Below are 21006 nucleotides of genomic sequence, written 5' to 3' on the forward strand. Positions count from 1 at the left end.
CCTAAATATGATGTAAATAAAAACAATTAAATTCAGGAGGTCATTATGAAAGCAATTATTTACACAAAGTATGGACCACCTAATGTTCTCAAACTTCAAGATGTAGAGAAACCTATTCCTAAAAAGAATGAAGTATTAGTTAAGATTCACGCAACAAGTGTAACCACTGGAGATTGTAGAATGCGAAGCTTTACTAGCCCCCTATTATTTTGGATTCCTATGCGAATTATATTAGGTTTCAAAACACCAAGAAGACCTATACTCGGTGTAGAGTTATCTGGTGAAATTGAGGAAATAGGAACGGATGTAACTCAATTTGAAAAAGGAGACCAAGTCTTTGCACTAACGGAGCTGAACGTTGGTGGTTATGCCGAATACACATGTGTGCATGAAAGCGGATTGATAGCATTAAAGCCCCTCAATTTAACGTATGAAGAAGCTGCTGTTATTCCTTTTGGTGGAACTTCAGCATTACACTTCCTCAGAAAAGGACATATACGAAAAGAGCATCAAGTCCTTATATATGGCGCTTCCGGATCAGTAGGTACCGCTGCTGTGCAACTTGCTAACTATTTCGGTGCGACTGTTACAGCTGTTTGTAGTAATTCAAATTTTGAGTTAGTACAATCTTTAGGAGCTAATCACGTAATTGATTATACGAAAGAAGATTTTTCAAAGCGAGATGAACGCTACGATATTATATTTGATGCAGTTGGAAAAATTAAAAAATCCCATTGCAAGAAAGCATTAACTGCTAACGGTAAATACGTGTCAGTCAATGGAACGATGGCAAAAGTACGCAAAGAAGATATCCTTCTACTAAAAAGGCTAACGGAAGAAGAAAAATTAAAGCCAGTTATCGATAAAACTTACCCGTTAGAAGAAATTTCAGAGGCTCATACGTACGTAGAGACAGGACATAAAAAAGGTAATGTTTCCATTACCTTAAAATAAAATATATTCAGAAAATAATATTGACAATTCTTTTTATAAGATTTACTATTAGTACCATATTTAAAAACTAAATACACATACTCTTATCAAGAGTGGCGGAGGGACTGGCCCGATGATGCCCGGCAACCGAGCTTATAACGTATAAGCTAAGGTGCTAATTCCTGCAGAACGATTTTCGTTTTGGAAGATAAGAGAGGAACCTATTTCGTCTATTCGGCACCTCTCTTATTTTTGAGAGGTGCTTTTTATTTTGGAACGTATATTAAGGGGGAATTATAGATGAAAAAGGTATTAGTAAGTATTGTAAGTGGAGCTGTCTTATTGTTAGGCGCATGTGGTGCTAATTCTGATAAAGAGGTAAAAGCATTAGATGAGAAAAAGATTACCGTTGGTGTAACAGGCGGACCTCATGAACAAATTTTTGAAAAGGTGAAAGAAGTTGCAGCAAAAGATGGCCTCCAAATCGATGTAAAGGTATTTAATGATTATGTAGCACCAAACGTATCTTTAGATGAAAAAAGCCTCGATGTAAATAGCTATCAAACCAAATCTTATTTAGACGTATTTAAAGCTGAACGTAATATGAAATTAACTGAAGTATTTTCCACAGTAACATTCCCTATGGGCATATACTCTAAAAACTTAAAAGATGTAAAAGAATTAAAAGAGGGTGACGCAATTGCTGTCCCAAACGATCCAACAAATGAGCTTCGTGCTTTAAAGCTATTTGAAAAAGCAGGGGTTTTAAAAGTTGATCCAAAAGCTACAGAAAAAGCGACTGCAAAAGATGTAATTGAAAATCCGAAAAATTTAAAGATTGTTGAATTAGAGGCATCTCAACTACCAACGCAGCTAGGTGAAGTGAAGGCAGCTGCGATTAATACAAACTTTGCATTAGGTGCAAAATTAAGTCCAGCGAAAGATTCTATTTTCCGCGAAGGAAAAGATTCACCATATGTGAACTGGGTCGTTGTTCGTACTGAAAATAAAGATGATGCTGTTGTAAATAAATTAAAGAAAGCTTATCAATCTAAAGAAGTAAAAGATTTCATTGAGAAAAAATTCGATGGTTCTGTTTTACCGTCTTGGTAGGAGCTGACTATAATGATTGAATTAAAAAACGTCTCCAAAGTATTTACAACAAAAAAAGGAACTGTTGAGGCCCTTAAACCAACTTCCCTTAAAGTAAAAAAGGGCGAAGTATTTGGAATCATCGGATATAGCGGCGCTGGTAAAAGTACATTAATTCGCTGTGTAAATTTATTAGAAAAACCAACGACAGGAAATATCATTATAAACGATCAAAACTTAACAACCTTATCGACAAAGGAACTCGCAAAAGCGAGACAAAAGATCGGCATGATTTTTCAAGGATTCAATTTACTTAAAACCGTTACCGTTTATGAAAACATCGCACTACCCTTACGTCTATCTGGCCTTCCCAAAAATGAAATTGAAAAAAGGGTAGAAAAGTATTTACGCATTGTTGATCTCTTTAATAAAAAAGATGCCTATCCAAGTGAATTATCTGGTGGTCAAAAACAACGTGTAGCGATCGCCCGCGCACTATCTCATGAACCTGAAGTTTTATTAAGTGATGAAGCAACGAGCGCATTAGATCCGGAAACAACCGATTCTATTCTTGATTTATTATTAAAGATCAACGAAGAAATCGGAATTACGATTTTGCTAATTACACACGAAATGAATGTCATCCAGCGTATATGTGACCAAGTTGCTGTAATGGAACATGGATCTGTCGTTGAGAGTGGAACCGTAAAAGATATTTTCACAAACCCACAACATGTAACAACGAAGAAATTTGTAAATAGCGCATTTGCAGCTAAAATTCCAGAAGAGGTACAGAAAAAGCTACAAAGTACTGGAGAAATCGTAACACTTTCATTTATTGGAACCTCTTCAGGAGAGCCAGCGTTAGCTGTCGCTACAAAACGTTTCCACGTATATCCTAATATTTTATCAGGCAATATTACGCAGTTAAAACATGAGGCATATGGGAGACTGGTCGTTCATATGCAAGGTGAAAAAAGTGAAGTACACCGTGCCTTATCATTTTTACAAGAACAAGGAATTATCGTAGAAGGAGGTAGAACCGATTATGGGAAACAAATCCTTTTTGGATGAGTGGGGTAACTTAATATGGGAAGCAACAATTCAAACCTTTCAAATGACATCTATTTCACTACTTATCTCTATTCTAATTGCATTACCACTCGGTGTAACACTCGTTTTAACAAGACCTGGTGGCCAACTAGAGAATAAAATCGTATATCCGATTCTTAATACAATTATTAATGTCATTCGCTCTCTGCCATTTATCATTCTATTATTCTTTATTTTACCTTTTACAAAATTTCTAATGGGGACATCTATTGGCGTGCAAGGTGTTATCGTACCACTTGTCGTATTCACAGCTCCCTATATTGCTCGTTTAATGGAAACGGCTTTATTAGAAGTGGACCGTGGTGTTATTGAAGCATATCAAGCAATGGGAATTTCTACTTTAAAAATCATTTGGCACGTCATGGTTAAAGAAGCTCGTCCATCTCTCGTACTCGGATTAACAATCGCAACGATCGGCTTAATCGGTGCAACAGCAATGGCTGGACTTGTAGGTGCTGGAGGCCTTGGTGATCTCGCATATCGATTCGGGCATTTACGCTACGAACCTGAAGTAATGTATGCAACAGTCTTTATTTTAATCATTCTCGTTCAAGGATTACAGTCATTAGGGAATGGTATAGCGCGGAGATTGAAGAAAGATTAAAAAGAAGGTATCTCGCTGAAATGAGATACCTTCTTTTTTAGTAACTACTCAGCCATACATTTTATTTAGAAGTTGGATAAGGCGTATTATTCCGGCGAGAATACGCCCCTTATTGCCTATAGAAAGTTATTTTCATTTTTCAGCATATAGATTGCTACCATGAAGATAAAAATGGACCTACACCTTGCTACCTTTCTTTGTTTTAAAACTTTGTGCGTGGCAGGAAAAGGCACTGACCGCTCCTATACATAGCCAGTCACCCCTCGACCATTTTAAAAAATGCTTTTTCTGTCGGTTTTTCATAGAATGACTGAGTAGTTACCTCTTTTATTTATAAATTTATCTCTTAAATCCACCTTCTGAATGAATAACTTGCCCTGTAATCCACCCAGCTTCTTCGCTCACTAAAAACTTAATAAGCCTTGCTGCATCCTTTGGTTCACCAATTCTGCCAAAAGGAAACATCGGTGTTAACCCGCGCTTTATCTCTTCAGTCATCCATCCCGTATTAGTTGGGCCTGGATTAATCGCATTAACCGTTATCCCTAAATGAGCCACTTCTGCTGATAACGTACTAGTGAGAGCGTCAATAGCTCCCTTCGTCGTTGCATACGCTAATTCTCCAGCCATAGGCCCTTTAAATTGTCCCGAAGTAATATTAACGATTCTACCACCTGATTCTTTATCAAATCCTTGAGCAAACTTACTACTTAACAATGTAGTGCCGCGAACATTTACCATATAATGTTTATCTAACTCTTCAGCAGTCAAATTGGAGAAATCATTATTCGTAGAGTACGCTGCGTTGTTAATTAATATATCAGGGTGCCGCATTTGTTCAATAACTTTATTTATAAGTTGTTCCGGCGCATCATTCCGAGTTAAATCTAACTCCATACTTGATACTTCAACACCGCTTTGTATCAGCTCTTCTTTTAATTGTATTTGTTCGTTTGGATCAACGCCCCAAGGCATCTCTTTATCGTAATTCGTCCAGTACGTAAAAAATATATCGTATCCTGCTTCAGCTAATTCTTTACAAATCGCTGCTCCAATACCATCTAGACGACTAACACCTGTAACAACAGCTACTTTATTTTTCAATTGATTCATAATATACTCCTCCAAATTAAAGACGCATATTTTATAAAAGAGATATAAACTTTCCCGCAAAAAAAGACAGATACATAAAATAGGCATCTATCCTTACAAAAGGGATGTACAAGCCAAATATGCAGTCCTTGAATGATTTGTAGAGAACTAAATACACCCTCACTAATGAGAGAGAAAAAATTCATCTATCCAATTTCTAATCATTACAAGCTCATCCACATACCTACTCTTTATCCCCTTTCAATATATCTCTATTATTAGTCTATCAAAAAAGATGAAATGTTACAAAAAATAAAACAATTACTCATAACCTATCTTTGTTCACATTCCCTCCATTGTGAACTTATTCACAATTGATATATAATAAACATGTAAATACAATACATTGGAGGGATTTCAATGGTTATCAATTTTTTAAGAACCGATAAACGCGCTACTTTCATATTATTATTTTTACGACTTTACATAGGATATGCATGGCTTGCTGCTGGAATAGGAAAAGTTTTCGGACAGTCTTTTGATGCAAGCGGTTTTCTAAAAGGAGCTATCGCTCAAGCATCAGGTAGTCACCCTGCAGTACAAGGTTGGTGGGCAGATTTCCTTCAACATTTTGTTCTTCCAAACGCAGATCTATTTAGCTTTTTAGTTCAATGGGGAGAAATTTTAGTAGGTCTCGGTTTGATTTTAGGTGGATTAACAAAAACAGCTGCATTTTTCGGAATCATAATGAACCTTTCATTTTTATTAAGCGGAACTGTTAGTGTAAACCCAAACCTGCTTATTTTAACTATGTTCATTTTAGTTGCAGGACAGAATGCTGGACGTATTGGATTAGATGGTTATGTTTTCCCAAAACTTTTCAAAAAAAATAACCGTGAAGCATATAAATTAAGTAAAACTGCATAAGAACAATTCATCTTTGAAATATCAAATAATAAGAAACACGATCATTTTCGCACATAAAACGAAACCGAAATCTATAATCAGATTTCGGTTTTTTGATATACAATAAATTACCTAAACTATTCACAATTTGATATAATACAAATTTATCTATAGAAGTAATTTATATTTATATAAACGTTATAATTTACCTTATAACGTTGGGCTATCTGAAAATCTAATAATACGTATACTTGTAGATGAACCAGAAGCAAGAGCTACAATCACAAGCTAAATAAAAAAAAATCCTTCCTTATGTATCCTGTCATTATAAAGTCCTAAAATCTTTCATACTTTCTCCAAGAATATAGTGTGAAAACCACATCAAATTCTGTTTCATAATAGCCACTCTCATTCCTGGCTGATCAGAACTATATGCCATTCCTTTAAATATAATTAATTCTGTATCAACTTCCATTTCTCTTAATCCTTGATGTAGCTCATATGCATTTGTAATTGGAATTCTTACATCCTTTTCCCCATGTTGAATTAAGGTAGGCGTACAGGCTGATTTAATATATGTCATTGGTGATGTTTTCTTATATATCTCTGGATCATTCCATGGATTATCTCCTAAATGCATTCTAATAAAGTAAGGGATATCTGTCTTTACATAATGGGTACTCCAATTAGTAATTCCACCGCCAACTGAAATAGCTTTAAATCTACTACTAAATGTAGAACAGAAAGCTGATATATATCCCCCATTGCTCCATCCCATAACTCCTACTCTATCTTTATCTACAATCCCCTTTTCAACTAGTTTATCTACTCCAGATATAATATCATCATAGTCAGCAATTCCCTGTTTTCTATAGTTTGCTTTTAAAAATTCATTACCATAACCAGAACTTCCTCTATAGTTTGGTTCTAAAACGATAAAGCCTTTTTCAACAAACTGTTCAATCGGATACTTCTCATTAAAACAGTCTGAAAATATCGGAAAAGATGCCCAAGCCGGACCACCATGGATTACTATTAATAAAGGATATTTTTTATTTGCGTCAAACTCTACTGGGGTTGATAAAACACCCTCTATTTCAAGACCATCACTACTTTTCCATGAGATTATTTCCCTATTACTTTTAAGCTTTCCTTCGAAAAAGCTATTTTCATTCGTTATTTTTTTATCGTCTAAATAGATTTCAAAGGTTTCATTTGTTATAGCCTTATTATAGGCTATATGATTTCCATCCATTGTTATAGAAGCATCCATTATAAAGCTATCTACTTTTTCACTTAACATTTCTACAGTGCCATCCTCACATAGCAATCCAATAAGGTAATTCGTTTTATCCTGCCATCTAATTAAAATTCCTTTAGCTGTCCACTGTAATGGCATAACCGTACTATCAAAATTTGTTAAAGGTTGAATTACCTCTCCAGTATTCATATCATATATCTCTAATGTACTATCTTGTATATGGTTTCTATAGTAATCCTTCTCTCTTATGCTTGCTGAGTAACATATTTTGCTGCCTTCAGGAGAAAAACAAACGCTCCCGCCCAACAACTTATCTACATTCATCTTTTGTAGCTCTCCAGCTTTAATATGTAGTATGTATAGATCTCCATTCATATAATCTCCCATATTTGAGCTTGGTGTAGCCATAAATACAACCTTCTTCCCATCATTTGAAATATCAAATTCATGGATATGAAAATTATTTCCATCAGTTAGTTGATAAACAACGCTATTTTCGTGTGCATCTTTATCATTTTGTATCGCTTTTTCTATTTCAATGTAATATAAACAATTATTCTGATGTTCCTTACCTACATGGTGGAAATCTCCATATAGTTCCTTACGTTTCTTTATTTCCTCACATTCTTTTGACTGTGCAACATAATAAAAACCTTTACCAGTAGGATTCCATTTGAATATACTGATTCCTTCTTTCTCATCAGTAATTTGAACCCCATCATATCCACCTATCGACTTAACAAAGATCTGATTTTTCTTATTATCCCCGTCGCCAACTGGGCTAAGATATGCGATATCCCTAGAATCTGGAGACCATAATGGGTATGTACTATCTATATCCCTAGTTGTTAATGGATAACTCTGCCCCTTATCCTTTTCATATATCCATACCTGATTCCTATATGTATTGTCTTTCCAGTTAGCTGTCTTCTTTACAAATGCTACATTTTTACCATCATCACTTATGTTTGTACTTGATAAGGCCGGTAATGAAATAATCTCTTCTATACTTAAATATATTTTTTCATTCACTTTCATCAATATCCCCCCTCGTAATGTCCATTAATCTATCGTCTCTTCTTGTCATAAGAAAGAAAATTGTTCACGAATACTTAAAATGATAACGAAAAATTCAGATAAATAAAAGTGGTTTCATTCCAAATCCGATAAAGTAAAACTTTAATTAGCAGGATTCTGTCCACTTATCAATTTTAGATGTTCTTTTTCGACACAAAAATACCCCTTTAGATAAAATATCTAAAGGGGTACAGATTCGTAAATTTATTTTAAAGCTACAACTATATTTATTAACTTACCAATCTCCTACTCAACCGTAACAGATTTAGCTAAGTTACGTGGCTTATCAACATCACATTCGCGGTGAAGTGCTGCGTAGTATGAGATAAGTTGGAATGGAATAACTGCTACTAGCGGTGCTAGTGCTTCGTGTACAGCTGGTAATACGAAGCTGTCTCCTTCCATTTCTAAGCCTTTCATTGAGATGATACATGGGTTAGCCCCGCGTGCTACTACTTCTTTCACGTTACCACGAATTCCAAGGTTTACGTGCTCTTGTGTAGCAAGTGCGATAACTGGTGTACCGTTTTCGATTAAGGCAATTGTACCGTGTTTTAATTCTCCTCCAGCAAATCCTTCTGCTTGGATGTAAGAGATTTCTTTTAGTTTTAACGCACCTTCTAAACCTACGAAGAAGTCTACGCTACGTCCGATGAAGAAGCAGTTACGCGTTGTTGCTAAAAATTGTTTTGCTAATGCGTCCATTTCTTCTTTTTGATCACAAAGTACTACCATTGCATTTGCTACAAGTCCTAATTCGTGTGTTAAATCGAAATCAAGAACTTCACCTTTCGCTTTTGCAATGTCAGCCGCTAAGATTGAAAGTACTGCAAGCTGTGCTGTGTATGCTTTCGTCGATGCAACTGCGATTTCCGGTCCCGCATATAACGGAAGTGTATAATCAGCTTCACGAGAAAGCGTAGAACCAGGTACATTTGTAATTGTTAATGCTTTATGACCCATTTCATTTGTTTGCACAAGTACTGCACGGCTATCAGCTGTTTCACCACTTTGTGAAATGTAAATGAAGAATGGTCTTTCTGTTAATAATGGCATGTTGTAAGAGAATTCACTTGCTACATGTACTTCAACTGGTACTTTCGCAAACTTCTCAATAAATTGTTTTCCAACAAGACCTGCATGGTAACTTGTTCCACATGCAATGATGTAAATACGATCGCTATCTAAAATCGCATTACGGATATCTTGATCTAATTCAATTTCGCCATTTTCATCTTGGTACTTTTGAATAATATTACGGATTACAAGTGGTTGCTCGTCGATTTCTTTTAGCATGAAATGAGGATACGTTCCTTTTTCAATATCACTTGCATCTAATTCCGCTGTAAACGGTGCACGTTCAATCGTTTCACCTTGTAAGTTTTTAATTGTAATGCTTTCTTTCGTTACAATTACGATTTCTTTATCCATTAATTCGATAAATTGATCTGTAACTTGTAACATCGCCATAGCGTCGCTTGCAATAACATTAAAGTTGTCACCAACACCTACTAATAGCGGGCTTTTGTTTTTAGCAACATAAATCATGTTTGGATTTTCAGCATCAAGTAGTCCGATTGCGTAAGAACCATGTAAAAGAGATAACGTTTTTCGGAACGCTTCTTCTACACTTAGTCCTGTACTTACTTGTTGTTCCATAAGCTGCACGATAATTTCTGTATCTGTTTCACTTACGAACGTTACATCTTGTAAATATTCCTTTTTCACTAACTCATAGTTTTCAATTACACCGTTATGAACTAGTGTAAAGCGTTTTGATGTACTTTGATGCGGATGCGCATTTAGTTTGCTTGGAATACCATGTGTAGCCCAGCGTGTATGACCGATTCCCACGCTTGCTGCTACGTTCTCATCTACGATTTCGCGAAGTTTTGCAATACGGCCTTTTTCTTTGTATACAACAACACCGTTCTCTGTTTGTACTGCAATACCTGATGAATCATATCCACGATATTCTAGCTTTTCTAAACCTTTTAATAAAATTTCCTTTGCATCTTGCTCTCCAATAAATCCTACGATTCCACACATGTTTAGTCGCCGTTACAAATGCTTACACTGCTTTGCGAACATGTAACGACATAGTCCGATACCATTTATTTATATTAAAAAAACGGATTACATATTGCTAGCCCTGTAAGCTTGTAACGGCTTTCACCTTCCTCTCGATTGGGTTAAAGTCCGTATATACTTATACAGCTAGTATTCATCCGTTCCTTTTCTCTCATCACACTTTCACCTTTGTCCACTAAGTCACCTTAATGTTTTAAGTAAAAGATTGCGGTTGTGATGAACAACCGGGAGTCATCCGCCGAAATCTCGATAAACTCCACCTCGTCAACTACACTACTTGTAGTTCTGGCGCTTTTATAATTTACAATATTTCCTTTGAGAAAAAGAACAAGACCATCGTATAACAAACAATATAAATCGTCAATGAAATTTTTTTCATTGTCTATAAAACATATGAAAAAGGAGCACTTTTTGTGCTCCTTTTAAATAAAATCGGCTAATTATTCAACGCCAACTTCAGCTTTCACAACTTCTACAATACGATGTACATACCCATCACAAATTTCTTGTGTCGGTGCTTCTGCCATTACACGAATAAGTGGTTCTGTTCCAGATGGACGAACAAGAATACGACCGTCTCCGTTCATTTCTTCCTCTACAATACGAATAATTTCTTTAATTTTCTCATTTTCTAATGCTAGTTTTTTATCTGTTACACGAACGTTTACTAGTAATTGTGGGAATTTTGTCATCTCACCTGCAAGCTCAGATAATGGCTTTTTCGTCATTTTCATGATATTTACAAGTTGAAGTGCACTTAACATTCCATCACCAGTTGTAATGTAATCAAGTAAGATAATGTGACCTGATTGTTCTCCGCCCAGGTTATATCCACCACGTTTCATTTCTTCCATTACGTAGCGGTCACCAACTGCTGTTTTATCACTTGTAATACTGTTTGCTTCAAGTGCTTTGTAGAAACCTAAGTTACTCATAACTGTTGAAACAACTGTATTATGTTTTAATTGACCAGTTTCTTTCATATACTTCGCGCAAATAAACATAATTTGATCGCCATCAACGATGTTTCCTTTTTCATCTACAGCGATTAAACGGTCGCCATCACCATCAAAAGCAAGTCCGATATCCGCACCTTTTTCTTTTACTAATTCAGCTAAGACCTCTGGATGTGTAGATCCTACGCCTTCGTTAATATTCATACCGTTTGGAGAAGTTCCCATCGTTGAAATATCAGCTTCTAAGTCTGCAAATAAGTATGGAGCTAAAGAAGAAGTCGCACCGTGTGCGCAATCTAAAGCGATATGTAAACCAGAGAAATCTTCCTCTACAGTTTGTTTAATGTATTGTAAATATTTTTGTCCACCTTCAAAGTAATCACTCACTTGGCCAAGGTTAGTACCTGTTGGACGTGGTAACTCGTCAACTTCTTTGTCTAATAATGCTTCAATTTCTGCTTCTTGCTCATCTGTTAATTTAAAGCCATCTGAACCAAAGAACTTAATTCCATTATCTTGTACTGGATTATGAGATGCAGAAATCATAACACCCGCTTGTGCATCTAAAGCTTTTGTTAAATAAGCCACACCTGGTGTAGAAATAACACCAAGACGCATTACTTCTGCTCCAGTTGATAATAGACCTGCTACTAAAGCTCCTTCTAACATATGTCCAGATATACGTGTATCACGGCCAATAATTACTTTTGGACGATCTGTATCTTTTGTTAATACATAGCCACCAAAACGTCCAATTTTGAATGCTAATTCAGGTGTTAATTCCTTATTTGCAACCCCGCGTACTCCGTCTGTACCAAAATATTTACCCATTATTATTCGCTCCTTTTTCGTGCTCTTTTTGATTATCTACTGTTGGTTCTTGGCTCGTTTCTTGGCTTGGTTCTTGGCCATTTTCTTTTTCTTTGTCTTTTTCTTTGTCTTTTTCTTTGTCTTTATTTTTATCTTTTTCCTGATCCTTTTCTAGATCAGGTTCAGGATTTTTTGGTTTTTCAGTTTGATTTTCTTGATTGTTTTTTGCATCTGGTGGTTCAATATTACCTTGTACTTCTTTATCCGGCTTTTCTTTCTTCACAATTGTGACTTTAGCACTTTTTTGTTTTGCTTCTATCGAAATATTACTAGGACCGCTCACTTGAATAGAAACATCCTTCGTCCCCGGAGATACATTTTGCAGATTAATCGCCGCTGTTATTTGAGCAGCTGTTATTTTATCTACTATACTTGCTTCTCCTGAAATATCAACGCTTATCTTTCCATCTTGTGGCGAAAGTAGCTGAGCAGTAACATCATTCGGAATTCCATTTTTTTGAATCGGGATACCATCAATCGTTTTACTTTTCGTTTGTTTTACCTTTTGTACCCCTACGGAAACCTTCACTTGATTTGGTTTTGCACTTGTTACACCTTTTGGCAATAAAACAGAGGCATCGAATGTTGTAGAATCCGTCAATTGACTAAGATCTACCTCGACCCCCTCTATAGATTGTATATTATCCAAAATGTCTTTTGGACCTGCTATCGTTACTTCTTTTGGTTCAATACTAATATTTGTAACAGCTAAACCTTCTAGTAAATTCCCTTTTTTCGAATATGTTAAAGGAACTGTTTTTTCGACGTTATTTGCTGTAGCTTGTGTCGCTACATTCACCGTTACACTTATTTTAGATGGACTCGTTTTTACATTTAAACGTTTTCCTTCTTTATTGTATAATGTAACGTCTGCTGTTTTTGTAACAGTTTTATTAACGCCTTTTAAGTCGATATATGCCTTAGCCGATGAGATACTTTCTATTTCTTCTTTTGTTCCAACGACTTCAACAGTGTCGGGCTTAATACTTGATTTCTCAATAGTAGCACCTGCTGGCATCTGATCTTCATTTGATAATTTTAAATCTACATGAACATATTTTTTGGCTTTTTCATGAAGAGTGACTTTAATTGTTGCTGGTTGAACTGTCCCTTTTACATCATCTGGGAGACCATTTGCTTTTAAAGAAACTTCATATGTTCCTTCTGGACGATCCCGCAAATCAACAGGTATATTAAATTGGCTTTTTGCTTTTGCTGTAGCAACCGCTGCTTTTGGCCCTTCTAACTTCACCTTGACTCCACCTTGTGGAATACCACTTACAATATACTTCTCTTCATCATATTTAAGGGTAATGGGATAATCAGTTAATGTTTCTTTCGATTCATTTACGAAAGGTAATATACTTGATGTTGTATTTTTTTCAGTTAAAGTTGCTGACATAAAAAGCATACACGCCAATAGTAATGAGATTCCTTTTAAAAACCAATTATTCTCCATTAACTTATCCATGACGCTTTCTCCTCCAATTCCATAAAGACGAAGAAGTCGTTTTTTCATTCCCACTAAATTCTGTTAACAACATATCCTTCAGCTGTTCTGTCTTCAAATCCCGATGTAACTCACCGTTTTTTGTTAAAGAAATTTGACCCGTTTCTTCCGACACAACTACTGTAATACTATCAGTAACTTCACTAACTCCCATTGCAGCACGATGCCTTGTTCCTAACTCCTTAGAAATAAACGGACTTTCTGATAGCGGAAGATAACATGCTGCTGCTTTAATTGTACTTCCCTGCATAATTACTGCTCCATCATGAAGAGGCGTATTAGGGATGAAAATATTAATGAGTAATTCTGATGAAACATTTGCGTTCAGCGGAATACCCGTTTCCACATAGTCACCCATCCCAGTCTCTTTTGACAACGTAATTAATGCACCAATTCTACGTTTTCCCATATATTCCGTTGCTTTCGCTATCGCTGTTGCAACAATTTCAGGTTCATCGTCCTCGTGAGTTCCCACACGTGAAAACAAGCTGCCTCGTCCTAGCTGCTCAAGTGCTCTTCGCAATTCTGGCTGAAAGATAATAATAACAGCTAAAAATCCCCACGTTAATACTTGTTCCGTTAGCCAATATAGCGTATGCAATTCAAGTAAAATACTAATCATCCGGACGACAATAATAACTGTAATACCTTTTAAAAGTTGAACAGCCTTCGTGCCCCGGATTATAAGAATTAGCTTATATATAATAAACCATACAACAGCAATATCTAATGCCGTACTAAGATATTTCAAAATGGTCGTATCTTCAAAAGGCATGCTAACCCTTCCTCCTACTTACGAGCAATTCTATCCATATATTGAAATATTATTTTATGCTCTATCTGTATGTATTTCCAACAACTAGTTAATTATACCATACATGAAACAAACGACAATTACAAACGCCCCCTTAGCTTAAATTGGTAAGATGTCAAACTTCCTTATCCTACAGTGTAATATAAGTTATTATACGCCTATTTTCCAATAAAAAAAGCAACTTCACAGTTGCTTTTCTTACATTTATTTCAGTTTTTCACCGAATAAAGAACCCATTAAAGCAACCGCTGTTGTTGCTGTTCTGTTTCTCTCATCTAAAATTGTATTTACTTCAACAAATTCAGCAGATGTAACAATATCAGCTTCTGCTAACATCTCCATCGCTAAGTGGCTTTCGCGATAAGATAGACCACCAATTACAGGCGTTCCAACTCCTGGTGCGTCATGAGGATCAAGCCCATCTAAATCTAATGATAAATGAACACCATCAGTATGAGATAAATACGCAATCGTTTCTTCCATAACAGCCGTCATACCCATACGATCAATTTCATGCATTGAGAATACTTTAATGCCTTCTTCACGAATAAAGTCTTTTTCTCCTTCATCTAATGCACGTGCACCGATAATTACAACATTCTCTTTCTTCACCTTTGGATATGCCCCATATAAGTCTACAAGTGAAGAATGTCCATATCCTAAACTTGCAGCAAGTGACATACCATGAATATTTCCAGATGGTGAAGTCTCTTCTGTATTTAAATCACCGTGTGCATCATACCAAATAACACCTAAATTTTTATAATGTTTCGCTACACCAGCTAACGTACCGATAGCAATACTATGATCGCCACCCAATACAAGTGGAAAACGGCCTTCTTCTATAATATGATCAACCTTACTTGCTAATTCATTACATACAGTTGCAACTTGTGTAAGGTTTCTTAGCTTTGTATTTTCAGCTATTTCTTTTTCTCTCTCTATACATATATCTCCCATATCTTTTACGTTATATCCAATTTCTTCGATTCTTTCAATTACCCCTGCATAACGGATCGCGCTTGGTCCCATATCAACCCCGCGACGCATCTGTCCTAAATCCATTGGAACTCCAATAACTGAGATTTCTTTTTTCATAGATAGTATCCCCCTTTTATGCCTTCACTAAATATTTTAAATCTTTTATATAGTCTGACTCAACTCGACATTTTTCTGCATGGATATACATTTTATTCACTTATATTTACGTTGGAATCCCAATTTTTAAACTATTCGATGTATAAAGTTAACTTAATGAACCAACTAACTTTTCTATCAGCAAATATTTTTATCAGTACTTTTCTCCATCACCACCTACAATTACACAAAATATCCTCAAATAACTGAACAAAAAAACACTTCTACATTTAGAAGCGTTTTTCTGATGCTAGTTTCCACACTGCTGCAATATTTTTTGCTGTCATTTCGATATTCTCTTCTGCCACTTTATATGCTTCTTCTAATGTCATTGGACTAGCTGTAATACTAAACACTGCATCAATTCCCTTTTCATAAACAATTGCATAGTTCGGAGATACAGATCCACCAATAGCAATTACAGGGATATGACGACATTTCGCCCGCTTCGCGACACCAACAGGAGCTTTTCCATAAGCTGTTTGTTCATCTATTCTTCCCTCACCAGTTATAATAAGATCAGCACCCTCTATACACTTATCAAAATTTGTATAATCTAATACAATTTCAATCCCTTTTCTTAGCCGTCCCTTTAGCACTGCAACGACAGCAGCTCCCATTCCTCCAGCTGCCCCCGCACCCGGTATTTCAGATACATCAAAAGACACATGTTGTTTTAGTATATTAGCATAATGTTTTAAATTCTCATCTAGCTCTTTCATCATCTCTACATTCGCACCTTTTTGTCTCGCAAATACAAAAGATGCCCCGCTCAGTCCAACTAAAGGGTTATCTACATCACATGCTGCTTCTAACTTTATATCTTCCAGGCGTGAATCAATCCTAGAAAGGTCAACAGTGGTTATCCAATGCAATGTCCCTCCAGAGGGTTCTATTACCTCACCTTTCTTATTTATAAATCTTGCGCCTAAGGCAGATAGCATACCAGCCCCACCATCATTTGTAGCACTTCCTCCAAGCCCTAAAATAATGTGTTTAACTCCTTGGTCTAATGCATGTAATATAAGTTCACCTGTCCCTTTTGTAGTTGTAATAAGTGGGTTTCTCTTTTCAGTTGGAACGTGTTGTAATCCTGATGCTGCTGCCATTTCAATAAATGCTGTCTTCTTATCCTTAGACATACCATAAAATGCTTGCACGCTCTCTCCAAGCGGCCCTGTCACATTAAGTGATATCATTCTCCCCATTGTAGCGCCAACAAGAGATTCAACCGTTCCTTCGCCTCCATCTCCAATTGGTACTTTAACATACTCTGCTTTAGGAAAAATTGCTGCAAAGCCTCTTTCAATAGCTTCACATACCTCTATAGCTTTCAGGCTTTCTTTATATGAATCCGATGCAATGACAACTTTCATAGTTACCTCCCTCTTATTCAATCCCTTTGTTTCATTTTAAACGATATACGGAAAAGTTGCCTTTTGGAGTGGAATTTAAACACAAAAAAAGCTTACATCATTTGATGTAAGCTTTCCCTATTTATATGGAGCCTAGCGGGATCGAACCGCTGACCTCCTGCGTGCAAGGCAGGCGCTCTCCCAGCTGAGCTAAGGCCCCTTAGTAATTAAGCGGAAGACGGGATTCGAACCCGCGACCCCAACCTTGGCAAGGTTGTATTCTACCACTGAACTACTTCCGCGAAAATGGTGAGCCATGAAGGATTCGAACCTTCGACCCTCTGATTAAAAGTCAGATGCTCTACCAACTGAGCTAATGGCTCGTAAATGGCTGGGCTAGCTGGATTCGAACCAGCGCATGACGGAGTCAAAGTCCGTTGCCTTACCGCTTGGCTATAGCCCATTAATATTTACTAGTATGGTTATCTTTTCAAAAAAATAAACCCTTTCAGGTTATTTTAAAGAAAATGGTGGAGGGGGGCAGATTCGAACTGCCGAACCCAAAGGAGCGGATTTACAGTCCGCCGCGTTTAGCCACTTCGCTACCCCTCCGACATTTAAAAATATATGGTGGAGGATGACGGGATCGAACCGCCGACCCCCTGCTTGTAAGGCAGGTGCTCTCCCAGCTGAGCTAATCCTCCAAAAGTGATGACCCGTACGGGATTCGAACCCGTGTTACCGCCGTGAAAGGGCGGTGTCTTAACCACTTGACCAACGGGCCAAAAAAATAAAAACTTTTCCCAAGCTTCCAACCGGGCTTGAACCGGTGACCTCTTCCTTACCATGGAAGTACTCTACCAGCTGAGCTATGGAAGCATAATGGCTCCGCAGGTAGGAATCGAACCTACGACCGATCGGTTAACAGCCGATAGCTCTACCGCTGAGCTACTGCGGAATAATATAAGCCTGGCAACGTCCTACTCTCACAGGGACAAGGTCCCAACTACCATCGGCGCTAGAGAGCTTAACTTCCGTGTTCGGTATGGGAACGGGTGTGACCTCTCTGCCATCATTACCAGACTTTTATCATTATAGACATTCTTTTGAGAACGTCAAAAGGAATTTTAAATATATATTCCTTCAAAACTAGATAACATTCGCTTCATATTATATGGTTAAGTCCTCGATCTATTAGTATTCGTCAGCTCCACATGTCACCATGCTTCCACCTCGAACCTATCAACCTGATCATCTTTCAGGGATCTTACTAGCTTACGCTATGGGAAATCTCATCTTGAGGGGGGCTTCATGCTTAGATGCTTTCAGCACTTATCCCTTCCGCACATAGCTACCCAGCTATGCCCTTGGCAGAACAACTGGTACACCAGCGGTGCGTCCATCCCGGTCCTCTCGTACTAAGGACAGCTCCTCTCAAATTTCCTGCGCCCACGACGGATAGGGACCGAACTGTCTCACGACGTTCTGAACCCAGCTCGCGTACCGCTTTAATGGGCGAACAGCCCAACCCTTGGGACCGACTACAGCCCCAGGATGCGATGAGCCGACATCGAGGTGCCAAACCTCCCCGTCGATGTGGACTCTTGGGGGAGATAAGCCTGTTATCCCCGGGGTAGCTTTTATCCGTTGAGCGATGGCCCTTCCATGCGGAACCACCGGATCACTAAGCCCGACTTTCGTCCCTGCTCGACTTGTAGGTCTCGCAGTCAAGCTCCCTTATGCCTTTGCACTCTACGAATGATTTCCAACCATTCTGAGGGAACCTTTGGGCGCCTCCGTTACACTTTAGGAGGCGACCGCCCCAGTCAAACTGCCCACCTGACACTGTCTCCCGGGTCGATAAGACCCGTAGGTTAGAATTTCAATACAGTCAGGGCGGTATCCCACCAGCGCCTCCACCGAAGCTAGCGCTCCGGTTTCAATGGCTCCCGCCTATCCTGTACAAACTGTACCAAAATTCAATATCAGGCTACAGTAAAGCTCCACGGGGTCTTTCCGTCCTGTCGCGGGTAACCTGCATCTTCACAGGTACTATAATTTCACCGAGTCTCTGGTTGAGACAGTGCCCAAATCGTTACACCTTTCGTGCGGGTCGGAACTTACCCGACAAGGAATTTCGCTACCTTAGGACCGTTATAGTTACGGCCGCCGTTTACTGGGGCTTCAGTTCAGAGCTTCGCTTACGCTAACCCCTCTCCTTAACCTTCCAGCACCGGGCAGGTGTCAGCCCCTATACTTCGCCTTACGGCTTCGCAGAGACCTGTGTTTTTGCTAAACAGTCGCTTGGGCCTATTCACTGCGGCTTTCCGTTAAGAAAGCACCCCTTCTCCCGAAGTTACGGGGTCATTTTGCCGAGTTCCTTAACCAGAGTTCTCTCGCACACCTTAGGATTCTCTCCTCGCCTACCTGTGTCGGTTTGCGGTACAGGCACCTTTTATCTCGCTAGAAGCTTTTCTTGGCAGCGGGGAATCAAAGACTTCGCTCCATAAGGAGCTTCCCCATCACAGCTCAGCCTTCACGATAAGCGGATTTGCCTACTTATCAGCCTAACTGCTTGGACGTGCACAACCAATCGCACGCTTCTTCTATCCTTCTGCGTCCCTCCATTGCTCAAACGATAAAGAGGTGGTACAGGAATATCAACCTGTTGTCCATCGCCTACGCCTGTCGGCCTCGGCTTAGGTCCTGACTAACCCTGAGCGGACGAGCCTTCCTCAGGAAACCTTAGGCATTCGGTGGACGGGATTCTCACCCGTCTTTCGCTACTCATACCGGCATTCTCACTTCTAAGCGCTCCACCAGTCCTTCCGGTCTGACTTCACTGCACTTAGAACGCTCCCCTACCACTGATACCATTGGTATCAATTCGCAGCTTCGGTGGTGTATTTAGCCCCGGTACATTTTCGGCGCAGAGTCACTCGACTAGTGAGCTATTACGCACTCTTTAAATGGTGGCTGCTTCTGAGCCAACATCCTAGTTGTCTAAGCAACTCCACATCCTTTTCCACTTAATACACACTTTGGGACCTTAGCTGGCGATCTGGGCTGTTTCCCTCTTGACTACGGATCTTATCACTCGCAGTCTGACTCCTAAGGATAAGTCATTGGCATTCGGAGTTTGACTGAATTCGGTAATCCGATGAGGACCCCTAGTTCAATCAGTGCTCTACCTCCAAGACTCTTACACTTAAGGCTAGCCCTAAAGCTATTTCGGGGAGAACCAGCTATCTCCAGGTTCGATTGGAATTTCTCCGCTACCCACACCTCATCCCCGCACTTTTCAACGTGCGTGGGTTCGGGCCTCCATTCAGTGTTACCTGAACTTCACCCTGGACATGGGTAGATCACCTGGTTTCGGGTCTACGACCACGTACTAAACGCCCTATTCAGACTCGCTTTCGCTGCGGCTCCGCCTCTTCAGCTTAACCTTGCACGGGATCGTAACTCGCCGGTTCATTCTACAAAAGGCACGCCATCACCCATTAACGGGCTCTGACTATTTGTAGGCACACGGTTTCAGGATCTCTTTCACTCCCCTTCCGGGGTGCTTTTCACCTTTCCCTCACGGTACTGGTTCACTATCGATCACTAGGGAGTATTTAGCCTTGGGAGATGGTCCTCCCAGATTCCGACGGAATTTCACGTGTTCCGCCGTACTCAGGATACATTCAAGAGAGAACGAAGTTTCGACTACGGGGTTGTTACCCTCTGTGACGGACCTTTCCAGGTCGCTTCGTCTACCTCGTTCCTTTGTAACTCCGTATAGAATGTCCTACAACCCCAAGAGGCAAGCCTCTTGGTTTGGGCTAGATTCCGTTTCGCTCGCCGCTACTCAGGAAATCGCATTTGCTTTCTCTTCCTCCAGGTACTTAGATGTTTCAGTTCCCTGGGTCTGTCTTCCATACCCTATGTATTCAGGTAAGGATACCATACCATTACGTATAGTGGGTTTCCCCATTCGGAAATCTTCGGATCAAAGCTTACTTACAGCTCCCCGAAGCATATCGGCGTTAGTCCCGTCCTTCATCGACTCCTAGTGTCAAGGCATCCACCGTGCGCCCTTTCTAACTTAACCAAACTAAAATTAAAAAAATATGAGCTACACTGTTATCTAGTTTTCAAAGAACATACATTTAAACTTGAGAGATAGTTCTCTCAAAACTGAACGAAACAA

At 38.8% G+C, this 21006-nt stretch carries 13 protein-coding genes, 9 tRNA genes, 2 rRNA genes, 1 pseudogene and 1 riboswitch; of the genes and pseudogenes, 5 read left to right on the top strand and 20 right to left on the bottom strand.

What is annotated here, in order from left to right; genetic code table 11:
• The first annotated feature begins 45 nt into the window (after window positions 1-45).
• The 4 genes from MKX77_RS23095 to MKX77_RS23110 all read left to right on the top strand — a co-directional run bounded on the left by MKX77_RS23095 (window position 46) and on the right by MKX77_RS23110 (window position 3742).
• Entirely contained in the window at window positions 46-954 is a 909-nt protein-coding gene (locus MKX77_RS23095) for an NAD(P)-dependent alcohol dehydrogenase (RefSeq protein WP_341307892.1), read from the top strand.
• An 80-nt stretch (window positions 955-1034) separates the two neighbouring features.
• Window positions 1035-1148: riboswitch (SAM riboswitch) on the top strand.
• An 85-nt stretch (window positions 1149-1233) separates the two neighbouring features.
• Window positions 1234-2046 (top strand): MetQ/NlpA family ABC transporter substrate-binding protein, encoded by an 813-nt coding sequence (locus MKX77_RS23100; protein ID WP_215554982.1) that lies wholly within the window; start codon window positions 1234-1236, stop codon window positions 2044-2046.
• A gap of 12 nt (window positions 2047-2058) precedes the next feature.
• Entirely contained in the window at window positions 2059-3099 is a 1041-nt protein-coding gene (locus tag MKX77_RS23105) for a methionine ABC transporter ATP-binding protein (RefSeq protein WP_215554981.1), read from the top strand.
• Window positions 3074-3742 carry a methionine ABC transporter permease gene (locus MKX77_RS23110; RefSeq protein WP_215554980.1) on the top strand — a complete coding sequence of 223 codons (669 nt, stop codon included), beginning with the start codon at window positions 3074-3076 and terminating at the stop codon, window positions 3740-3742. Before MKX77_RS23105 ends, MKX77_RS23110 begins: the two co-directional genes overlap by 26 nt.
• A gap of 339 nt (window positions 3743-4081) precedes the next feature.
• Here MKX77_RS23110 and MKX77_RS23115 read toward each other — a convergent pair whose 3' ends face one another.
• The gene (locus MKX77_RS23115; RefSeq protein ID WP_341307893.1) at window positions 4082-4855 is read right to left on the bottom strand and encodes an SDR family oxidoreductase; all 774 of its coding nucleotides are present in this window, start codon (window positions 4853-4855) and stop codon (window positions 4082-4084) included.
• Between the two features lie 399 nt (window positions 4856-5254).
• Here MKX77_RS23115 and MKX77_RS23120 point away from each other — a divergent pair, with 399 nt between their 5' ends.
• On the top strand, window positions 5255-5761 hold the full coding sequence (locus tag MKX77_RS23120; protein WP_002202045.1) for a DoxX family membrane protein: 507 nt from the start codon (window positions 5255-5257) through the stop codon (window positions 5759-5761).
• A 304-nt stretch (window positions 5762-6065) separates the two neighbouring features.
• On the opposite strand, the gene MKX77_RS23125 is transcribed toward MKX77_RS23120, so the two are convergent.
• The 19 genes and pseudogenes from MKX77_RS23125 to MKX77_RS23210 all read right to left on the bottom strand — a co-directional run bounded on the left by MKX77_RS23125 (window position 6066) and on the right by MKX77_RS23210 (window position 20907).
• Complete coding sequence (locus MKX77_RS23125; RefSeq protein ID WP_341307894.1) at window positions 6066-8039, bottom strand: S9 family peptidase; 1974 nt, start codon at window positions 8037-8039, stop codon at window positions 6066-6068.
• Between the two features lie 285 nt (window positions 8040-8324).
• Entirely contained in the window at window positions 8325-10127 is a 1803-nt protein-coding gene (gene glmS / locus MKX77_RS23130) for a glutamine--fructose-6-phosphate transaminase (isomerizing) (protein WP_215554975.1), read from the bottom strand.
• Window positions 10128-10139: 12 nt separating this feature from the next.
• A pseudogene (locus MKX77_RS30735) lies at window positions 10140-10324 on the bottom strand (hypothetical protein).
• A 285-nt stretch (window positions 10325-10609) separates the two neighbouring features.
• The gene (glmM, locus tag MKX77_RS23135) at window positions 10610-11956 is read right to left on the bottom strand and encodes a phosphoglucosamine mutase (RefSeq protein ID WP_215554974.1); all 1347 of its coding nucleotides are present in this window, start codon (window positions 11954-11956) and stop codon (window positions 10610-10612) included.
• Window positions 11949-13466: a CdaR family protein gene (locus MKX77_RS23140; RefSeq protein ID WP_341307895.1), complete on the bottom strand. Its 1518-nt coding sequence runs from the start codon at window positions 13464-13466 to the stop codon at window positions 11949-11951. Before MKX77_RS23140 ends, glmM begins: the two co-directional genes overlap by 8 nt.
• Window positions 13459-14280, bottom strand: a complete 822-nt coding sequence (gene cdaA / locus MKX77_RS23145; RefSeq protein ID WP_002113339.1) for a diadenylate cyclase CdaA — start codon at window positions 14278-14280, stop codon at window positions 13459-13461. The genes MKX77_RS23140 and cdaA overlap by 8 nt, the downstream gene beginning before the upstream one ends.
• Before the next feature lie 243 nt (window positions 14281-14523).
• Window positions 14524-15417 carry an arginase gene (gene rocF / locus MKX77_RS23150; RefSeq protein WP_002113337.1) on the bottom strand — a complete coding sequence of 298 codons (894 nt, stop codon included), beginning with the start codon at window positions 15415-15417 and terminating at the stop codon, window positions 14524-14526.
• Window positions 15418-15686: 269 nt separating this feature from the next.
• Window positions 15687-16832: a glycerate kinase gene (locus tag MKX77_RS23155; RefSeq protein ID WP_341307896.1), complete on the bottom strand. Its 1146-nt coding sequence runs from the start codon at window positions 16830-16832 to the stop codon at window positions 15687-15689.
• A 126-nt stretch (window positions 16833-16958) separates the two neighbouring features.
• Window positions 16959-17031 (bottom strand) — tRNA-Ala (locus MKX77_RS23160).
• 10 nt (window positions 17032-17041) lie between these two features.
• A tRNA-Gly gene (locus tag MKX77_RS23165) sits at window positions 17042-17113 on the bottom strand.
• A gap of 5 nt (window positions 17114-17118) precedes the next feature.
• A tRNA-Lys gene (locus tag MKX77_RS23170) sits at window positions 17119-17194 on the bottom strand.
• A 5-nt stretch (window positions 17195-17199) separates the two neighbouring features.
• Window positions 17200-17274: transfer RNA gene (locus tag MKX77_RS23175), tRNA-Gln, on the bottom strand.
• Between the two features lie 65 nt (window positions 17275-17339).
• Window positions 17340-17423: transfer RNA gene (locus MKX77_RS23180), tRNA-Tyr, on the bottom strand.
• A gap of 16 nt (window positions 17424-17439) precedes the next feature.
• Window positions 17440-17515, bottom strand: a tRNA-Val gene (locus tag MKX77_RS23185).
• A gap of 8 nt (window positions 17516-17523) precedes the next feature.
• Window positions 17524-17595: transfer RNA gene (locus MKX77_RS23190), tRNA-Glu, on the bottom strand.
• A gap of 22 nt (window positions 17596-17617) precedes the next feature.
• Window positions 17618-17690 (bottom strand) — tRNA-Thr (locus MKX77_RS23195).
• A 4-nt stretch (window positions 17691-17694) separates the two neighbouring features.
• Window positions 17695-17769, bottom strand: a tRNA-Asn gene (locus MKX77_RS23200).
• 9 nt (window positions 17770-17778) lie between these two features.
• Window positions 17779-17894, bottom strand: a 5S ribosomal RNA gene (rrf, locus tag MKX77_RS23205).
• A 91-nt stretch (window positions 17895-17985) separates the two neighbouring features.
• Window positions 17986-20907: ribosomal RNA gene (locus MKX77_RS23210) — 23S ribosomal RNA — on the bottom strand.
• Between the last annotated feature and the right edge of the window lie 99 nt (window positions 20908-21006).

Source organism: Bacillus sp. FSL R9-9410 (genome assembly GCF_038050385.1).
In the GTDB taxonomy this organism is placed as follows: Bacteria; Bacillota; Bacilli; order Bacillales; family Bacillaceae_G; genus Bacillus_A; species Bacillus_A cereus_U.

Bases quoted from the DNA above. Each gene is read 5' to 3' on its own strand.
- MKX77_RS23095 (WP_341307892.1), top strand. From the start codon at position 46: ATGAAAGCAATTATTTACACAAAGTATGGACCACCTAATGTTCTCAAA.
- MKX77_RS23100 (WP_215554982.1), top strand. From the start codon at position 1,234: ATGAAAAAGGTATTAGTAAGTATTGTAAGTGGAGCTGTCTTATTGTTA.
- MKX77_RS23105 (WP_215554981.1), top strand. From the start codon at position 2,059: ATGATTGAATTAAAAAACGTCTCCAAAGTATTTACAACAAAAAAAGGA.
- MKX77_RS23110 (WP_215554980.1), top strand. From the start codon at position 3,074: ATGGGAAACAAATCCTTTTTGGATGAGTGGGGTAACTTAATATGGGAA.
- MKX77_RS23115 (WP_341307893.1), bottom strand. From the start codon at position 4,855: ATGAATCAATTGAAAAATAAAGTAGCTGTTGTTACAGGTGTTAGTCGT.
- MKX77_RS23120 (WP_002202045.1), top strand. From the start codon at position 5,255: ATGGTTATCAATTTTTTAAGAACCGATAAACGCGCTACTTTCATATTA.
- MKX77_RS23125 (WP_341307894.1), bottom strand. From the start codon at position 8,039: ATGAAAGTGAATGAAAAAATATATTTAAGTATAGAAGAGATTATTTCA.
- glmS (WP_215554975.1), bottom strand. From the start codon at position 10,127: ATGTGTGGAATCGTAGGATTTATTGGAGAGCAAGATGCAAAGGAAATT.
- glmM (WP_215554974.1), bottom strand. From the start codon at position 11,956: ATGGGTAAATATTTTGGTACAGACGGAGTACGCGGGGTTGCAAATAAG.
- MKX77_RS23140 (WP_341307895.1), bottom strand. From the start codon at position 13,466: ATGGATAAGTTAATGGAGAATAATTGGTTTTTAAAAGGAATCTCATTA.
- cdaA (WP_002113339.1), bottom strand. From the start codon at position 14,280: ATGCCTTTTGAAGATACGACCATTTTGAAATATCTTAGTACGGCATTA.
- rocF (WP_002113337.1), bottom strand. From the start codon at position 15,417: ATGAAAAAAGAAATCTCAGTTATTGGAGTTCCAATGGATTTAGGACAG.
- MKX77_RS23155 (WP_341307896.1), bottom strand. From the start codon at position 16,832: ATGAAAGTTGTCATTGCATCGGATTCATATAAAGAAAGCCTGAAAGCT.